Source organism: Bradyrhizobium icense (assembly GCF_001693385.1).
GTDB classification, from domain to species: domain Bacteria; phylum Pseudomonadota; class Alphaproteobacteria; order Rhizobiales; family Xanthobacteraceae; genus Bradyrhizobium; species Bradyrhizobium icense.
On record NZ_CP016428.1, the window covers coordinates 6,530,490 to 6,544,530 of the forward strand.

Sequence of the window (14,041 nt, forward strand, 5' to 3'; positions counted from 1 at the left end):
TCCGAGCGGCCTCTAACCACCTAGATTAGCCGCTTCCTTACCGGCGCGTTCCATTACGCCAGGAATCAACATGACGCTGCTTTTGACCCATACCGCCTGTCTCGACCATGTCACGCCGCCGGGGCACCCCGAGCGCCCCGATCGGCTGCGCGCGGTCGCCGAGGCGCTGGGCGAAGAGCGCTTCAAGCCGCTCACGCGCGGCGAAGCGCCGGAAGGCAATCTCGATTCCGTCACGCTGTGCCATGGCGAGCATTATATCGGCGAACTCCGCCACATCGCGCCCCAGAGCGGCATGATCTACATCGACGGCGATACTTCGATGTCACCGGGCACCTGGGAGGCGGTGATGCGCGGCGTCGGAGGCGCGGTGGCGGCAACCGACGCTGTGATGTCCGGCGCCCACCAGAACGCTTTCGTCGCGGTGCGCCCGCCCGGCCATCATGCCGAGGTCTCGAAGCCGATGGGCTTCTGCTTCTTCGACAATGTCGCCATTGCCGCACGTCACGCCCAGCGCAAATACGGCATCGGCCGCGCCGCGATCGTCGATTTCGACGTCCATCACGGCAACGGCACGCAGGACATTTTCTGGCACGATCCGACCGTCATGTATTGCTCGACGCACCAGATGCCGCTGTTTCCGGGCACCGGGGCCAGCGGCGAGCGCGGCGAGCATGACACCATCGTCAACGCACCGCTGGCTTCCGAGGACGGCAGCGCAAAATTCCGCGCCGCGTTCGAAAACCTGATCCTGCCGCAATTGCAGAAGTTCTCGCCGGAACTGATCATCATCTCCGCCGGCTTCGACGCGCATTACCGCGACCCCCTCGCCTCGATCAACCTGGAGGCGGACGATTTCGGCTGGGTCACCCGCAGGCTGATGGATGTGGCGGACAGCAGCGCCGGTGGGCGGGTTGTCTCGGTGCTGGAGGGCGGCTACGACCTGCAGGGGCTGAAAGAATCGGTGGCGGCGCATGTCACCGCGCTGATAGGCGCGTAAATCCCTGCCACAATAGACCCTCAAAAGCCTCTGTTTTGACGCGTTTTCTTCACGCGAGCCGGTACCCACGTCGCTCGAAAACGTTATAGTTTGATTCCGCGCCTCGATGGCGCGCATTCGGGAACTAGATATGGCCGAAAATACCCAGGTGGACGTCAAAAAACTCTCCTTCGAGCGGGCGATCGAGGAGCTTGAATCGATCGTGAAGCGGCTCGAGGACGGCAAGGTGCCGCTGGAGGAATCGGTCGCGATCTACGAACGCGGCGAGGCGCTGAAGCGCCGCTGCGAAGAATTGCTGCGGCAGGCGGAGGCCCGCGTCGACAAGATCACGACCGACGCGAGCGGCCAGGTCACGGGGACCGAGCCGCTCGACGTCCAGTAAATCCGCCGTCCGGTATTCGGGGTTCGGCGCAACAATCGGGAATACCGGACGGATTCGCCCTCCCCGCTGTGGGAGGCGGGCCAGCCGAATTAGTTCTTTGCCCTCCGCCCGGCCTGATATAGTCCGCCGACACTTGGGGACAGTACGTGCGCGTCCAGCACCGCCATATCATCTATATTCAGGGCTATGATCCGCGCGGGCTGGCGCAATATTACCGCATGTTCCGGACCGAGCTGCGCAAGTTCAGCCGGCTTTACCAGCTCCAGGCCACCATCAGCCGGCCAAAGGTCGCGTCCGACGACGAGATCGCGTCCTGGACCATCGATACCAAGGCGGAGGACTGGCAGACCCGCACGTCTTACGACTTCCTCCGGTTCGAGGATTTCATCCAGCAGGACCTGGCGTCGCCGATCTGGCGCACGGTGCTCAGCGCAGTCTGGATCTACTGGCGCCTCGTCTTTGCCGGCACCATCGCCCGGTTCGGCAAGGCGAACTGGCGGTTCGCTACCTTCATCACCTACCCGCATTTGCTGCTGCTGCTCGAGGCCGCGTGTGCCGCGGCCATCGCCTTCGTGTTCGAAAAAGGCCTAAGCGCCATCGGCATTCCCGACGCATTCAGCATCGCTACCGCCGCCGCCATCTTCGTGGCGCTGCTCGGGGCCGTGCTGAAATACACCGAGAACGCCACCTACGTGCTCTATCTCCTGTCCGACACGATCTGGACCTGGGAGTTCTCGCACCGCGAACGCCCGGAATGGGATCAGCGCATCGACCGTTTTGCGCGGCATCTGGTCAATGTCGCCAGGAGCACCGACGCCGACGAGATCGTCATCGTCGGCCATAGTTCCGGATCGTTCCTGTCGACGGAAATGCTGGCGCGCGCGCTCAAGCACGATCCCGCGCTCGGCCGCCACGGGCCGCGGATCGTGCTGCTGACGATCGGCGGCAATTTCCCGATCGTGGGCTATCACGCCGTATCGAAAGAATTTCGCGACCATCTGCGGATGCTGGCGGTCGAGCCGTCGATCGACTGGATCGACTGTCAGGCCCGCAAGGACGTGATGAATTTCTACCAGTTCGATCCGATCGCGGGCCACGGCATCGATGTCGGAGCCCTCAGGCGCAATCCGAAGATCGTGCCGGTTCGCTTCCGTGACATCATACGGCCCGAGCACTACGAGAAATTCCGCTGGCAGTTCTTCCGCGTGCATTTCCAGTTCGTGATGGCCAACGAACTGCCCAACGCCTACGACTTCTTCATGATCGTCTGCGGACCGGTCCCTCTCAGCGCGCGCATGACCGTCCCCGACGCCGCGCTTGACGTCGCCACCGGCGATTCCGGGGCGCGGGATCGGGCCTGGAAGAGGATCGAAGCGGCCACCGCCGCGGCCACACGTGAGGCCGATTTGAGCAAAGTGGAACCATCCGCCCGCCGCAGCGGTTGAAAATCGAGGCTTTTTGCCTCAGCACCCGGAACCGAATCGGCTCTCCGGGTTGGCTTTGGCGGCGGCTTTGGTGTAAAGCTTGCGGTTCTATGGGCTGTGGAGAGCAGTCTGCGGCTGACTTCGGGCGGCGGCAAGCACCTCAAATAGCTAAAGAAACTGAACCGGGAAGGGTTCCGAGCGACTAAGTGATGCATATCACATGGTTTAAACCGGAGTGCATCTAGGCTTTCAAATCAGGTACCGGCCTGCCCGGTTGGCAGGTGGGTCTGGATTTTCGCGGCGCGGTTAACGCGCTTCCCGTCTCGCGTCGGGCCTTCATCCCGACATGCAAAATTGGAATATCGCTGTGACCACATTTAGTAAAACGCCGCTTCTCGATACCATCCGCACGCCCGAGGATCTTCGCAAGCTCAAGATCGAGCAGGTGCGGCAGGTCGCGGACGAACTCCGCCAGGAAACCATTGACGCCGTTTCGGTGACCGGAGGCCACTTCGGCGCCGGCCTCGGCGTCGTGGAACTGACCACTGCGATCCACTACATCTTCGACACGCCGCGCGACCGCCTGATCTGGGACGTCGGCCACCAGGCCTACCCGCACAAGATCCTGACCGGCCGCCGCGACCGCATCCGCACGCTGCGCACCGGCGGCGGTCTCTCCGGCTTCACCAAGCGCACCGAGAGCGACTACGATCCGTTCGGCGCCGCGCACTCCTCGACCTCGATCTCCGCCGGCCTCGGTATGGCCGTGGCGCGCGACCTCTCCGGCGGCAAGAACAACGTGATCGCCGTGATCGGCGACGGCGCGATGTCGGCCGGCATGGCTTACGAGGCCATGAACAACGCAGGCGCGATGAACTCGCGGCTGATCGTCATCCTCAACGACAACGACATGTCGATTGCGCCGCCGGTCGGCGCGATGAGCGCCTATCTCTCCCGCCTCTACTCCGGCAAGACTTACCGCACGCTGCGCGACGCGGCCAAACAGATCAACAAGCGTCTGCCGAAAATCCTCGCCAACCGCGCCAACCGCGTCGAGGAATATTCCCGCGGCTTCATGATGGACGGCGGCACGCTGTTCGAGGAACTAGGCTTCTATTACGTCGGCCCGATCGATGGCCATAACCTCGACCATCTGCTGCCCGTCCTGAAGAACGTCCGCGACATGGAAACCGGCCCGATCCTGGTTCATGTCGTGACGCAAAAGGGCAAGGGCTACGGCCCGGCCGAGGCCTCCGCCGACAAATATCACGCCGTGGTCAAGTTCGACGTCGCCACCGGCGCGCAGGCCAAGGCCAAGCCGAATGCACCGGCCTACCAGAACGTGTTCGGCCAGAGCCTCGTCAAGGAAGCGGAGAAGGACGACAAGATCGTCGCTATCACCGCGGCGATGCCGTCGGGCACCGGCGTCGACATCTTCAACAAGTCATTCCCGGAGCGCACCTTCGATGTCGGCATTGCCGAACAGCATGCGGTGACGTTTGCCGCGGGGCTTGCCACCGAAGGCTACAAGCCATTCTGCGCGATCTACTCGACCTTCCTGCAGCGAGGCTATGACCAGGTGGTCCATGACGTTGCGATCCAGAGCCTGCCGGTACGTTTTGCGATCGACCGCGCCGGCCTGGTCGGCGCCGACGGCGCCACCCATGCCGGTTCGTTCGACAACGCCTATCTCGGCTGCCTGCCGAACTTCGTCATCATGGCCGCGTCCGACGAAGCCGAGCTGGTGCACATGGTCGCCACGCAAGTCGCGATCAACGACCGCCCGAGCGCGGTGCGTTATCCGCGCGGCGAAGGCCGCGGCGTCGAAATGCCGGAAGTCGGCATTCCCCTCGAGATCGGCAAGGGCCGCATCCTTCGCCAGGGCAGCAAGGTCGCCCTGCTCTCGTTCGGCACGCGAATGGCCGAATGCGAAAAGGCTGCGGACGAACTCGCCGCCCACGGCCTCTCCACCACCATCGCCGACGCCCGCTTCATGAAGCCGCTCGACGTCGACATGGTGCTGAAGCTGGCGCGTGACCACGAAGTGCTGCTCACCATCGAGGAAGGCTCGATCGGCGGCTTCGGTTCGCACGTCATGCAGACGCTGGCCGAGCACGGCATGCTCGACGGCGGCTTGCGCATGCGCGCGATGATCCTGCCCGACGAGTTCATCGACCACGATTCGCCGAACGCGATGTATGCCCATGCCGGCCTCGACGCCAAGGGCATCGTTGCCAAGGTGTTCGACGCGCTCGGCAAGGACTACAAGACCGAGACCGTCAAGCTCGCCTGAGGGCAAATCTTGTGTCATTCCGGGGCGGAGCGAAGCGACGAACCCGGAATCCAAACCACGATCCAGAGTATGGATTCCGGGCTCGCGCCAAGAGGCGCGCCCCGGAATGACGAAGATTTATCTCGCAGGCCCCGACGTCTTCCTTCCCGATGCCATTGAGATCGGGCGCCGCAAAGCCGCAATCTGTGCCCGCCATGGCCTGATCGGTCTCTATCCGCTTGACAACGCGGTCGACCTGGCCGCTGCCCACGCCTCGCTAGCGATCTTCAAGGGCAACGAAGCAATGATGGATGCGGCGGACGCGATCATTGCCAATCTTACGCCGTTTCGTGGCCCCAGTGCCGACGCCGGCACGGTCTATGAACTCGGCTACATGGCCGGCCGTGGCAAGCTCTGCCTGGCCTACAGCAACGACCCCGCGGTCTATGTTGAGCGCGTAAAGCGGAACTACGACGTGACCAAATCCGCCACCGGCCATCTGATCGACCGCGACGGGCTGACGGTGGAAGATTTCGGCCTGCCCGACAATCTCATGATGATCCACACGCTCGATCTGCATGGTGCTAGACTGGTGACGCCGCGGCAGCGGCCGCAAGATATCTGGCACGATCTCACCTCGTTCGAGGCCTGCGTCGCTCTGGCGGCGGATCGCGCCACCGGCAAATCGGACTGAACTTGGCTGACAAGAACGACAGCAAAACCTCTCCCCGCAAGCGCGTGGACATGCTGCTGGTCGAGCGTGGCCTGTTCGAGAGCCGCGCTCGCGCGCGCGCCGCGATCGACGCCGGCGGCGTGACGGCCGATGGCAGGCCTGTGTTGAAGGCATCGGAGATGATCGCCGGCAATGCCGAATTGTCCGCTCAGCCCGCCCACCCTTACGTCTCACGCGGCGGCGTCAAGCTCGCCGGCGCGCTGGAGCAGTATCCGATCGAGATCGAGGATCACGTCTGCCTCGACGTCGGCGCCTCCACCGGCGGCTTCACCGAGGTGCTGCTGGCGAACGGCGCCAGCCTCGTCTTCGCCATCGATGTCGGGCACGGCCAGTTGCATCCCTCGCTGCAGAACCATCCCAAAGTCGTGTCGATGGAAGAAACCGACATACGCACGTTCGAGGGCAAGCGCCTGCCCGCCCGGCCGGATGTCGTCGTCATCGACGTCAGCTTCATTTCCTTGAAGGCGGTGCTGCCGGTGGCGCTGTCCCTGGCCGCAGCCCCGATGCATCTGCTCGCGCTGATCAAGCCGCAGTTCGAAGCAGAGCGGAAACATTCCAAGCACGGCATCATCCGCAACGCGATGGTGCACCAGGCGATCTGCGACGACATCTCGGCGTTTGCCGCCTCGCTCGGCTGCACCGATATCCAGGTGTTTCCGTCGTCGATCAAAGGCGGCGACGGCAATATCGAGTTCTTCATGGGCGCGCGCCGTGGCTGAGGGCGAACGCCTCGTCATCGACCATGTCGGCCATCATGGCGACGGCGTCGCCGTATCAGGCGGCGACAACATCTATGTGCCGTACACGCTCGGCGGCGAAACAATAGAGGTCGGTCCGGTTCCCGGCCACCATCCCGACCGCCGGCGATTGCTCAAGCTCGAAGCTGCAAGCCTGGAGCGCATCGCGCCGTTCTGTCCGCATTTCGGCGTTTGCGGCGGCTGCGCGATCCAGCACTGGGACGCCGAACCCTATCGCGCCTGGAAGCGCGAGCTCGTGGTGACGACGCTTTCGCAAGCGGGAATCGATTGCGACGTCGCGACGCTGGTCGATGCTCATGGTGCGGGCCGCCGGCGTATCACCCTGCACGCACGGATGGGCACGCACGACGTGCTCAAGGTCGGCTATGCGGCGGCCGGTTCGCACGACATCATTCCGATCGACCGCTGCCCGATCCTCGACCCGCAATTGAGCGGCGCGATCGAGGCCGCCTGGGCCGTCGCCGAGCCGTTGATCGCGATGGGCAAGCCGCTCGACATCCAGATCACCGCGACCAATAGCGGCCTCGACGTCGATGTGCGCGGCTCCGGCCCGGTATCGTCAGCCATGATCGCGCGGCTCTCGCGGATCGCCGAACAACACCGGCTGGCGCGGCTGACGCGCCACGGCGAACTGGTGCTGATGCGAACGCCGCCCGTGATTTCGATCGGCGCCGCGCAGGTCACGCTGCCGCCCGGCTCCTTTCTGCAGGCCACGGTGGCAGGAGAGGAAGCGCTGGCGGCGCTCGTCTCCGAACATTGCAAACGCAGCAAGAATATCGCCGATCTCTTCTGCGGCGTCGGCCCCTTCGCGCTGCGGCTTGCAGCGAAGTCGCGGGTAACCGCCTTTGACGGCGATGCCGGTGCGGTAGCAGCCTTGCAGAAGGCTGCGACGTCCACCTCAGGACTGAAGCCGGTCAATGCAGAGGCACGCGACCTGTTTCGTCGCCCGCTGATGCCGCAGGAACTGCGCGACTACGACACGGTCGTATTCGATCCCCCACGTCAGGGCGCGCAAGCGCAGGTGAGGCAGATCGCGGCAAGCAAGGTGCCAACGGTGGTTGCAGTCTCGTGCAATGTCACGACCTTTGCGCGCGATGCGAAGATCTTGATCGATGGCGGCTACAAGATCGAGGGCGTCACGCCAGTCGACCAGTTCCGCCATACGCCGCATGTGGAATTGGTGGCGCAGTTCAGGCGATAGGCGCTTCTTGCTTACCCTCCCCTGGAGGGGTCCCTGGAGGGGGAGGGTCGGCTCGCATGAGCGTAGCGAAATGCGAGACGGGGTGGGGTGATCTCTCCACTCGGGCACTGATCGAGAGGATGGACCGTCACCCCACCCCGCCGCTTCGCGGCGACCCTCCCCCTCCAGGGGAGGGTGAAGCACGGTCCTGATTCCGGATTCACCTCCCCCACCGGTCCTGCCAGATCTTCTCGCCGACCATGCAATTGACGCGCGGCTCCCGGCCCGCTGCAGGCACCACCGGGCGTTCGGGCGTGCGGCCGGCGATCTCGAGCAGCAGCTTGGTACGAATCGCTTCCTTGAACTTGTCGCGGTCCTTGATCGTCACCACGAACGAGCCGGGTCCGCCGATGACGCAATCCTCGTAGTAGAAATCGAGATTGTCGATATCCATGGTGGAGTAAGATGGTTCCTTCACCATGATCGGCAGACCGTTGATGACGATGCCCTTTTCCAGCGCGGCATCGCGCGCGATGAGGACCGGCGCGCCGTTGTTGTTGGGGCCATCGCCCGAGATATCGATCACCCGCCGCAGGCCGCGATGCGGGCTCTCGTCGAACAGCGGCATGGCGAAGTTGATCGCACCCGAAATCGAGGTGCGCGACGCCCGGCGAATCGGGGTCTTGACGATCTCGTTGGCGACGGCGTCAGCCGTCTCCGGGCCGTCGATCACGCGCCAGGGAATGATGATCTTTTGGTCAGTGGATGCCGCCCACTCGAAATAGGTGATCGCGATCCTTCCGTTCGGCCCGCTCTTGAGTGCCTGCAAGAATTCCTTGGAGAGGATTGCCTGCGCGTAGCCTTCCCGCTGCAGCGCCAGTTCATCCATGTCCATCGAATAGGAAACGTCGACGGCAAGGACGAGTTCCACGTCGACGGTCGGATTGGCGTCCTTGTCGGCCAGTGGGTGGCTATCGGCGTTCAATTGATGGCCCGGCCGGTTCGTTGGGTTCGGCGCGGCAACGCCTGCCACGTCGCCGCCGGCAAGTATGCCGGCTACAAGCACGACCCCGATCGAGACATACCAGCGCATTGCGGCCCTCCCGTCGAACGTCAGTAATGGTGACATGCAAAACGGCCAACGCAAAGCGCTGAAATCATTTGTCCTTCACATTCGGGTTAAGATCGGGATTCTTTCACAGCAGGACAACTCGGCCGGTTCCCTGCAGCGATAGCATGTCCGAACCCGGCGCGATGGCAGCCCTGATCAAGCTGAAACTCTCGGCAAACGCCCGGTTTCAGGACCGGCCCGGAGCCTGTAAACTGATCGAGCCGGCCGTCAGCCGCGGCGATCGGACTATGGCGCAACGCTTGGCGGATTGCCGCGCCAAGTAGCCGCGTGGCTGGCCCGTCGCAATTCGCTCGCTTCGGGATTTCTGGAATGGCAGATACCGTCGTCACGCCAAAAACCAAGGTCAAAACCAAGGTCGAACGGCCGCGCCTGCACAAGGTCATCCTGATCAATGACGACTACACGCCGCGCGAATTCGTCGTCACGGTGCTCAAGGCCGAATTCCGCATGACCGAGGACCAGGCCCACAAGGTGATGATAACGGCGCACCGCCGCGGCGTCTGCGTCGTCGCCGTGTTCACCAAGGACGTCGCCGAGACCAAGGCGACGCGCGCCACAGACGCCGGCCGCGCCAAGGGCTATCCGCTGCTGTTCACGACCGAGCCGGAGGAGTAATTCTCCGCGCTTCATCCGGGCTACGTCGCCGACGTCTCGTCTGCGAGACCGTAGACGCGCGCGGCCTTGGCGAAGCCGGCGACCGGAAACTCGCCGAGGTCGCTCCACCCTCCCCGGCAGATGCCGGCAAATCCCTCCGACGCTACGACCGTGCGACGGAGCTGGCTGGCGATCTTTTCCAGCCGTGCCGCCAGATTCACCGCGGGCCCGATGCAGGTGAAGTCGAGCCGGTTGCCGCCACCGATATTGCCGTAGAGATTCGTCCCACGTGAAGCGCGACGCCGAAACGAAAACGTTCGACCGCGTCTCCGATCGGATAATTCAGTTCGGCCACGCTGGCGCGGGATTCGTGCGCAGCTTCGAGCACATGCGAGCAGACCTGCTGCTCATCGCCGACATATTCGTCGATCGGAAACACCGCGAGCAGCCCGTCGCCCATGTATTTCAGCACGTCGCCGCCATGCTTCTTGATCGCGGCGACCTGGCAATCAAAATACTGGTTCAGAATGTCGACGACGGTCTCGGCCGGCAGCCGGTCCGACAACGCCGTGAAGCCACGCAGATCGGACAGCCAGATCGCGGCATTCATCGTCTCGGTATGGCCGCGGCGAATTTGCCCGCCCATGATCCGCTCGCCGGCGCTGTTGCCGACATAGGTGTCCAAAAGGCTCGCGGCCATGCGTTTCAAACTGAGGATCTCGACCACCCGCGCCAGTGGCTTCGCGAGGCTCCGCAGCGCCGCCAGTTGTTCCTCCGTGAACCCGCCCGGCTGCTTGGTGCTCCAACTCGATGCGTTCACCGTGCCGCCAATGAACGGCAGCGGCAGAGCGACATAATCCGTCACGCCTTCAGCGCGAAGGTCGTCGATAATTGGAAAACGCCTGCTCTGGGGATCATCTGGCCGGGCTCGAACTTCCAGTCCCCGCTGGAACACGATGATCAGGGGGCTGGTGTGAAAATCCTGTGACTGCAGGATATTGTAATCGACGGAGCCGACCTCGACCTCCGAGTCCGGCTTCCAGATAAAGCTGAGCCCGTAGATTTCGGGATGCAGGGTGCGAACGAAGACGCCGACGCGCCACAGCGGCAGCCCTGCCCCGACCATCCGTTCACAGCACTCGGCCATAAATCGGGTCGGGCTGGTCGCGGTTCGGCCGCCGTCGATCAGCCAGTCCGTCAGCTTCTGCAGTTCCGGTGCATTCATCACGCCGGTATTTGCCGTGCAAGTTCAGCGCGCGTCAAGCTAACAAGAACGCTTGACGTTGAGAAGCGCCCGGGGTCAGCCGACCTGTCCGCGGTGGCGCAGGAAATGATCGGCCAGCACGCAGGCCATCATGGCCTCGCCGACCGGCACCGCGCGGATACCCACGCAGGGGTCGTGGCGGCCCTTGGTCATGATGTCGGTATCGGCGCCGGCGCGATCCACCGTCTTGCGTGGCGACAGGATCGAGGACGTCGGCTTCACCGCAAAGCGCACCACCACCGGCTGGCCGGTCGAGATGCCGCCGAGTACGCCGCCGGCATGGTTGGACAGAAAGCGCGTGCCATTATTGCCGGTCCGCATCTCGTCGGCGTTTTGCTCGCCGGACAGTTCCGCGGCGCCGAAGCCGGCGCCGATCTCGACGCCCTTTACCGCATTGATGCTCATCATGGCCGCCGCGAGATCGGCATCCAGCTTGGCGTAGATCGGCGCACCCCATCCCGGCGGCACGCCTTCGGCGACCACCTCGATAACCGCGCCGATCGAGGAGCCGCTCTTGCGGATGCCGTCCAGATACTGCTCGAAGAAGGCGGCCTTGTCCTTGTCCGGACAAAAGAACGGATTGCGCGCGATCTCGTCCCAGTCCCACTTGTCGCGGTCGATCTTGTGCGGGCCCATCTGCACCAGCGCGCCGCGCACCTTGACTTCGGCCAGGATTTTTCGCGCGATGGCGCCGGCCGCGACGCGCGTTGCGGTCTCGCGCGCCGATGAACGGCCGCCGCCGCGATAATCGCGCAGGCCGTATTTGGCTTCATAGGTGAAGTCGGCGTGCCCCGGGCGAAACTTGTCTTTGATCTCCGAATAGTCCTTGGAGCGCTGGTCGGTGTTCTCGATCAGGAGCGCGATCGGCGTTCCCGTCGTCACCTGCATGCCGGTTTCCGGATGCGCCATCACGCCGGACAGGATCTTGACCGCATCCGGCTCCTGGCGCTGGGTGGTGAAGCGCGACTGTCCCGGACGGCGGCGGTCGAGATCGTGCTGGATGTCCTCTGATGTCAGCGGGATCAGCGGCGGGCAGCCGTCGACCACGCAGCCGATCGCGACCCCATGGCTTTCGCCGAAGGTCGTGACGCGGAAGAGATGGCCGAAGGTGTTGTGGGACATCTGGAGCTCGAAATCTCTGGATTGAGCGTGTGGTAACGCGGGGAAAGCATTGGGTCAAATAGGCTCGCGCCCGTAATGGCCGGGTACGGCCGTCCGAAAGGATGCTATCGCTGCTTCTTCGCCCTCAGCCTTCCTCCTTCGCTTTCTCATTGGCCCCGAGAAACGTGATTTCCGGGTCCCAACCTTGCGCCGCTCTTTCCGAAACTAGCTGAAGGCCGCAACTACGGTTTCGATGGGGAGAAACAGCGTGCGGCTGTCCTCTGGATACTCGATGAACTCGGCGCATCGGGTGTAGAAGCGCTTCGCTGTCTCATCCTTCGCATGCACCAGCACCGCCCCAATGCCGATGCTCTGTGATGCGACCGCGATACGGCGAAGCGCGTCCGATAGGAGGTCCGCACCGAGCCCCTTACCTGCGTGATCGCGGCTGACCGCCAATCTCCCGATGACCGATACCGGAATCGTATCGGGCGCATTGCGCCGCACCTTGCCCGGCGCCGCCGCGCGCTCCACCGCCCCGGCCGAGATGCAGAAATAAGCGACCACCCGGTTGCCCTCGCACACGACATAGGTCCGGGAAAAACGGCTTTCGTTCTTCAAGGCACGGTGCCTCAGCCAGTCGTTCAATGCAGCTTCGCCGCAGTCGAAGCCCGAAAGGTCATGCTCGACAGTCAAGGGAACGGGGGCCGACAATCCGCGTTCGGCGCGCTCCGATACGCCCTCTACTTCCGCCATACCGGCACCCTGCGCAACAGCGACCGCAGCTTCGGTCCCGGCGCAGGGGGATTATCGAGCGCGTGCACGAAGACGTCGTAACGTTCGGAATTGAGCACGAACAGGCGCTGGTCGAGCACCACGTCAATCGCTTGCCGACGGGCAGTCTCGATCATGAACTCCGTACGCGTCTTGCCAAGGATCGCTGCTGCGTCGTCGATAAGTTGTCTTGTATTGGCCTCGATGCGCAGATTAATGCTGCCCTTCGTATCCACAATGGGCGAGCGCTCCGCTACAGCAACGGTCGCATTTTCCGGGCCTTCCGAGAATGAGGAGCGGTCCTTTGCCATCGCAGAAAGATGCGCTTTTGTATCCACGATGTCAATACAGACGGAATTCGCCGAAAGACGAAGACTCTAACTATATTTAGCTATATTTCCGCAGATCCCCGTCGCGGAACACATAGACCGCGCCCTGCTCGATCACGAGGTCGGCGGCGCTCTGCGGCGTCTCGATACCGAGCGCCACCATCAGCGCCCGTGCGGTGCCTCCATGGGCCACCGCGACCGTGTCTGCACGCAAGGAATCGTACCAGTCGCGCATCCGGTCCTGCACCTCCGCATAGGTCTCGCCGCCTTCCGGCGCCATCGTCCACTTCGCCGTCAACCGCTTGGCATAGAGCACAGGGTCGGCGGCCTGCATCTCGGCCAGCGTCGAGCCCTCCCAGACGCCGTAGCCGATCTCACGCAGGCGATCGTCGAGCGAATAACTCTCCGGCGGCAGTTTCATGGCGCCGCGCACCAACTCCATCGTCGCCCGCGCGCGGGAAAGCGGGCTTGCAACGAACGGCAGCGCGGACGTGTCGCGGCCATCGTGCGCGAGAAGCTCGGCGAGGATGTTGCCGGCGTGGGCCGCCTGCTTGCGGCCAAGGTCGTTCAGTGGAATGTCCTGCGCGCCCTGCAGCCTGCCTTCCGCGTTCCACGACGTCTCGCCATGGCGGATATAGTAGATCACGGGCGCTGGCATCGGACTAATCGAGGTCTTTGACAGACAAGACCATTCTGTCCCCAACAAAAAAGGTCTTATCGGCCGAAATCATTTCCTTCTCTTTCAGCAGTTCGCGTCGCTGACCCAACATCTTGTGACAGAACGCTTTGCAAAAGCGCGAACTTTCGAGAAAAAAGGGTTCATCCAAATCTTCCGAAAGCTTGATCGTCCAAGCATAGGCCGTGACGGCTTTATCCCACAGCTCTTCGTCTAATAGAAACTCCGACAGGGTAAAAAGATTGGCCAACCGAGTCCGGTCTCTCAGCTCTTCGGTCTTCCCCTTCGAAGTATTGAAACGCAACTTCTCTGTCGTCGATTGACCCAGCTCCAAGCGAATCGCGGCGAGCGCCTCGATCTCCCGGGCATCGAACAACAGCTGCAGAACAGGCTCGACCCATTGCCTTGCGTTGTCGGGGCTCATT

The 14,041-nt window shown here is 63.2% G+C and carries 15 protein-coding genes and 1 pseudogene; 9 read left to right on the forward strand and 7 right to left on the reverse strand.

The window, feature by feature from the left end; all coding sequences use genetic code 11:
• The first annotated feature begins 70 nt into the window (after positions 1 to 70).
• The 7 genes from LMTR13_RS30345 (at position 71) to LMTR13_RS30375 (ending at position 7,767) form a co-directional block, all read left to right on the forward strand.
• The gene (locus tag LMTR13_RS30345; protein ID WP_065730973.1) at positions 71 to 997 is read left to right on the forward strand and encodes a histone deacetylase family protein; all 927 of its coding nucleotides are present in this window, start codon (positions 71 to 73) and stop codon (positions 995 to 997) included.
• Between the two features lie 130 nt (positions 998 to 1,127).
• The gene (locus LMTR13_RS30350) at positions 1,128 to 1,379 is read left to right on the forward strand and encodes an exodeoxyribonuclease VII small subunit (protein ID WP_065730974.1); all 252 of its coding nucleotides are present in this window, start codon (positions 1,128 to 1,130) and stop codon (positions 1,377 to 1,379) included.
• A 146-nt stretch (positions 1,380 to 1,525) separates the two neighbouring features.
• Positions 1,526 to 2,824 carry a hypothetical protein gene (locus LMTR13_RS30355; RefSeq protein WP_065730975.1) on the forward strand — a complete coding sequence of 433 codons (1,299 nt, stop codon included), beginning with the start codon at positions 1,526 to 1,528 and terminating at the stop codon, positions 2,822 to 2,824.
• A gap of 325 nt (positions 2,825 to 3,149) precedes the next feature.
• A complete protein-coding gene (gene dxs / locus LMTR13_RS30360; RefSeq protein ID WP_065730976.1) occupies positions 3,150 to 5,096 on the forward strand; it encodes a 1-deoxy-D-xylulose-5-phosphate synthase in 1,947 nt (648 codons plus the stop codon).
• 106 nt (positions 5,097 to 5,202) lie between these two features.
• Complete coding sequence (locus LMTR13_RS30365) at positions 5,203 to 5,769, forward strand: nucleoside 2-deoxyribosyltransferase (protein ID WP_065730977.1); 567 nt, start codon at positions 5,203 to 5,205, stop codon at positions 5,767 to 5,769.
• 50 nt (positions 5,770 to 5,819) lie between these two features.
• Positions 5,820 to 6,527 (forward strand): TlyA family RNA methyltransferase, encoded by a 708-nt coding sequence (locus LMTR13_RS30370; RefSeq protein ID WP_065733095.1) that lies wholly within the window; start codon positions 5,820 to 5,822, stop codon positions 6,525 to 6,527.
• The gene (locus tag LMTR13_RS30375) at positions 6,520 to 7,767 is read left to right on the forward strand and encodes a class I SAM-dependent RNA methyltransferase (RefSeq protein ID WP_065730978.1); all 1,248 of its coding nucleotides are present in this window, start codon (positions 6,520 to 6,522) and stop codon (positions 7,765 to 7,767) included. The genes LMTR13_RS30370 and LMTR13_RS30375 overlap by 8 nt, the downstream gene beginning before the upstream one ends.
• Before the next feature lie 199 nt (positions 7,768 to 7,966).
• Here LMTR13_RS30375 and LMTR13_RS30380 read toward each other — a convergent pair whose 3' ends face one another.
• Positions 7,967 to 8,839 carry a DUF1194 domain-containing protein gene (locus LMTR13_RS30380; RefSeq protein WP_065730979.1) on the reverse strand — a complete coding sequence of 291 codons (873 nt, stop codon included), beginning with the start codon at positions 8,837 to 8,839 and terminating at the stop codon, positions 7,967 to 7,969.
• 143 nt (positions 8,840 to 8,982) lie between these two features.
• Here LMTR13_RS30380 and LMTR13_RS41370 point away from each other — a divergent pair, with 143 nt between their 5' ends.
• Positions 8,983 to 9,141 (forward strand): hypothetical protein, encoded by a 159-nt coding sequence (locus LMTR13_RS41370; protein WP_156795859.1) that lies wholly within the window; start codon positions 8,983 to 8,985, stop codon positions 9,139 to 9,141.
• Between the two features lie 46 nt (positions 9,142 to 9,187).
• The gene (gene clpS / locus LMTR13_RS30385; protein ID WP_028346801.1) at positions 9,188 to 9,493 is read left to right on the forward strand and encodes an ATP-dependent Clp protease adapter ClpS; all 306 of its coding nucleotides are present in this window, start codon (positions 9,188 to 9,190) and stop codon (positions 9,491 to 9,493) included.
• Positions 9,494 to 9,513: 20 nt separating this feature from the next.
• On the opposite strand, the pseudogene LMTR13_RS30390 reads toward clpS, so the two are convergent.
• From LMTR13_RS30390 to LMTR13_RS30415, 6 genes and pseudogenes are all read right to left on the reverse strand, one after another.
• Positions 9,514 to 10,697, reverse strand: a pseudogene (locus LMTR13_RS30390) (adenylate/guanylate cyclase domain-containing protein).
• Between the two features lie 75 nt (positions 10,698 to 10,772).
• Entirely contained in the window at positions 10,773 to 11,858 is a 1,086-nt protein-coding gene (gene aroC / locus LMTR13_RS30395) for a chorismate synthase (protein WP_065730980.1), read from the reverse strand.
• A gap of 204 nt (positions 11,859 to 12,062) precedes the next feature.
• Positions 12,063 to 12,593 carry a GNAT family N-acetyltransferase gene (locus tag LMTR13_RS30400; protein ID WP_065730981.1) on the reverse strand — a complete coding sequence of 177 codons (531 nt, stop codon included), beginning with the start codon at positions 12,591 to 12,593 and terminating at the stop codon, positions 12,063 to 12,065.
• Entirely contained in the window at positions 12,581 to 12,922 is a 342-nt protein-coding gene (locus tag LMTR13_RS30405) for a type II toxin-antitoxin system TacA family antitoxin (RefSeq protein ID WP_065733096.1), read from the reverse strand. Before LMTR13_RS30405 ends, LMTR13_RS30400 begins: the two co-directional genes overlap by 13 nt.
• A 76-nt stretch (positions 12,923 to 12,998) precedes the next feature.
• Positions 12,999 to 13,598 (reverse strand): histidine phosphatase family protein, encoded by a 600-nt coding sequence (locus tag LMTR13_RS30410; protein ID WP_065730982.1) that lies wholly within the window; start codon positions 13,596 to 13,598, stop codon positions 12,999 to 13,001.
• Between the two features lie 4 nt (positions 13,599 to 13,602).
• Positions 13,603 to 14,040, reverse strand: a complete 438-nt coding sequence (locus tag LMTR13_RS30415; protein ID WP_065730983.1) for a hypothetical protein — start codon at positions 14,038 to 14,040, stop codon at positions 13,603 to 13,605.
• Position 14,041: the final 1 nt, after the last annotated feature.

Bases quoted from the DNA above. Each gene is read 5' to 3' on its own strand.
- LMTR13_RS30400 (WP_065730981.1), bottom strand. From the start codon at position 12,593: ATGGCGGAAGTAGAGGGCGTATCGGAGCGCGCCGAACGCGGATTGTCG.
- LMTR13_RS30350 (WP_065730974.1), top strand. From the start codon at position 1,128: ATGGCCGAAAATACCCAGGTGGACGTCAAAAAACTCTCCTTCGAGCGG.
- LMTR13_RS30405 (WP_065733096.1), bottom strand. From the start codon at position 12,922: ATGGCAAAGGACCGCTCCTCATTCTCGGAAGGCCCGGAAAATGCGACC.
- LMTR13_RS30415 (WP_065730983.1), bottom strand. From the start codon at position 14,040: ATGAGCCCCGACAACGCAAGGCAATGGGTCGAGCCTGTTCTGCAGCTG.
- LMTR13_RS41370 (WP_156795859.1), top strand. From the start codon at position 8,983: ATGTCCGAACCCGGCGCGATGGCAGCCCTGATCAAGCTGAAACTCTCG.
- aroC (WP_065730980.1), bottom strand. From the start codon at position 11,858: ATGTCCCACAACACCTTCGGCCATCTCTTCCGCGTCACGACCTTCGGC.
- LMTR13_RS30410 (WP_065730982.1), bottom strand. From the start codon at position 13,598: ATGCCAGCGCCCGTGATCTACTATATCCGCCATGGCGAGACGTCGTGG.
- LMTR13_RS30365 (WP_065730977.1), top strand. From the start codon at position 5,203: ATGACGAAGATTTATCTCGCAGGCCCCGACGTCTTCCTTCCCGATGCC.
- LMTR13_RS30380 (WP_065730979.1), bottom strand. From the start codon at position 8,839: ATGCGCTGGTATGTCTCGATCGGGGTCGTGCTTGTAGCCGGCATACTT.
- LMTR13_RS30345 (WP_065730973.1), top strand. From the start codon at position 71: ATGACGCTGCTTTTGACCCATACCGCCTGTCTCGACCATGTCACGCCG.
- LMTR13_RS30370 (WP_065733095.1), top strand. From the start codon at position 5,820: ATGCTGCTGGTCGAGCGTGGCCTGTTCGAGAGCCGCGCTCGCGCGCGC.
- clpS (WP_028346801.1), top strand. From the start codon at position 9,188: ATGGCAGATACCGTCGTCACGCCAAAAACCAAGGTCAAAACCAAGGTC.
- dxs (WP_065730976.1), top strand. From the start codon at position 3,150: ATGCAAAATTGGAATATCGCTGTGACCACATTTAGTAAAACGCCGCTT.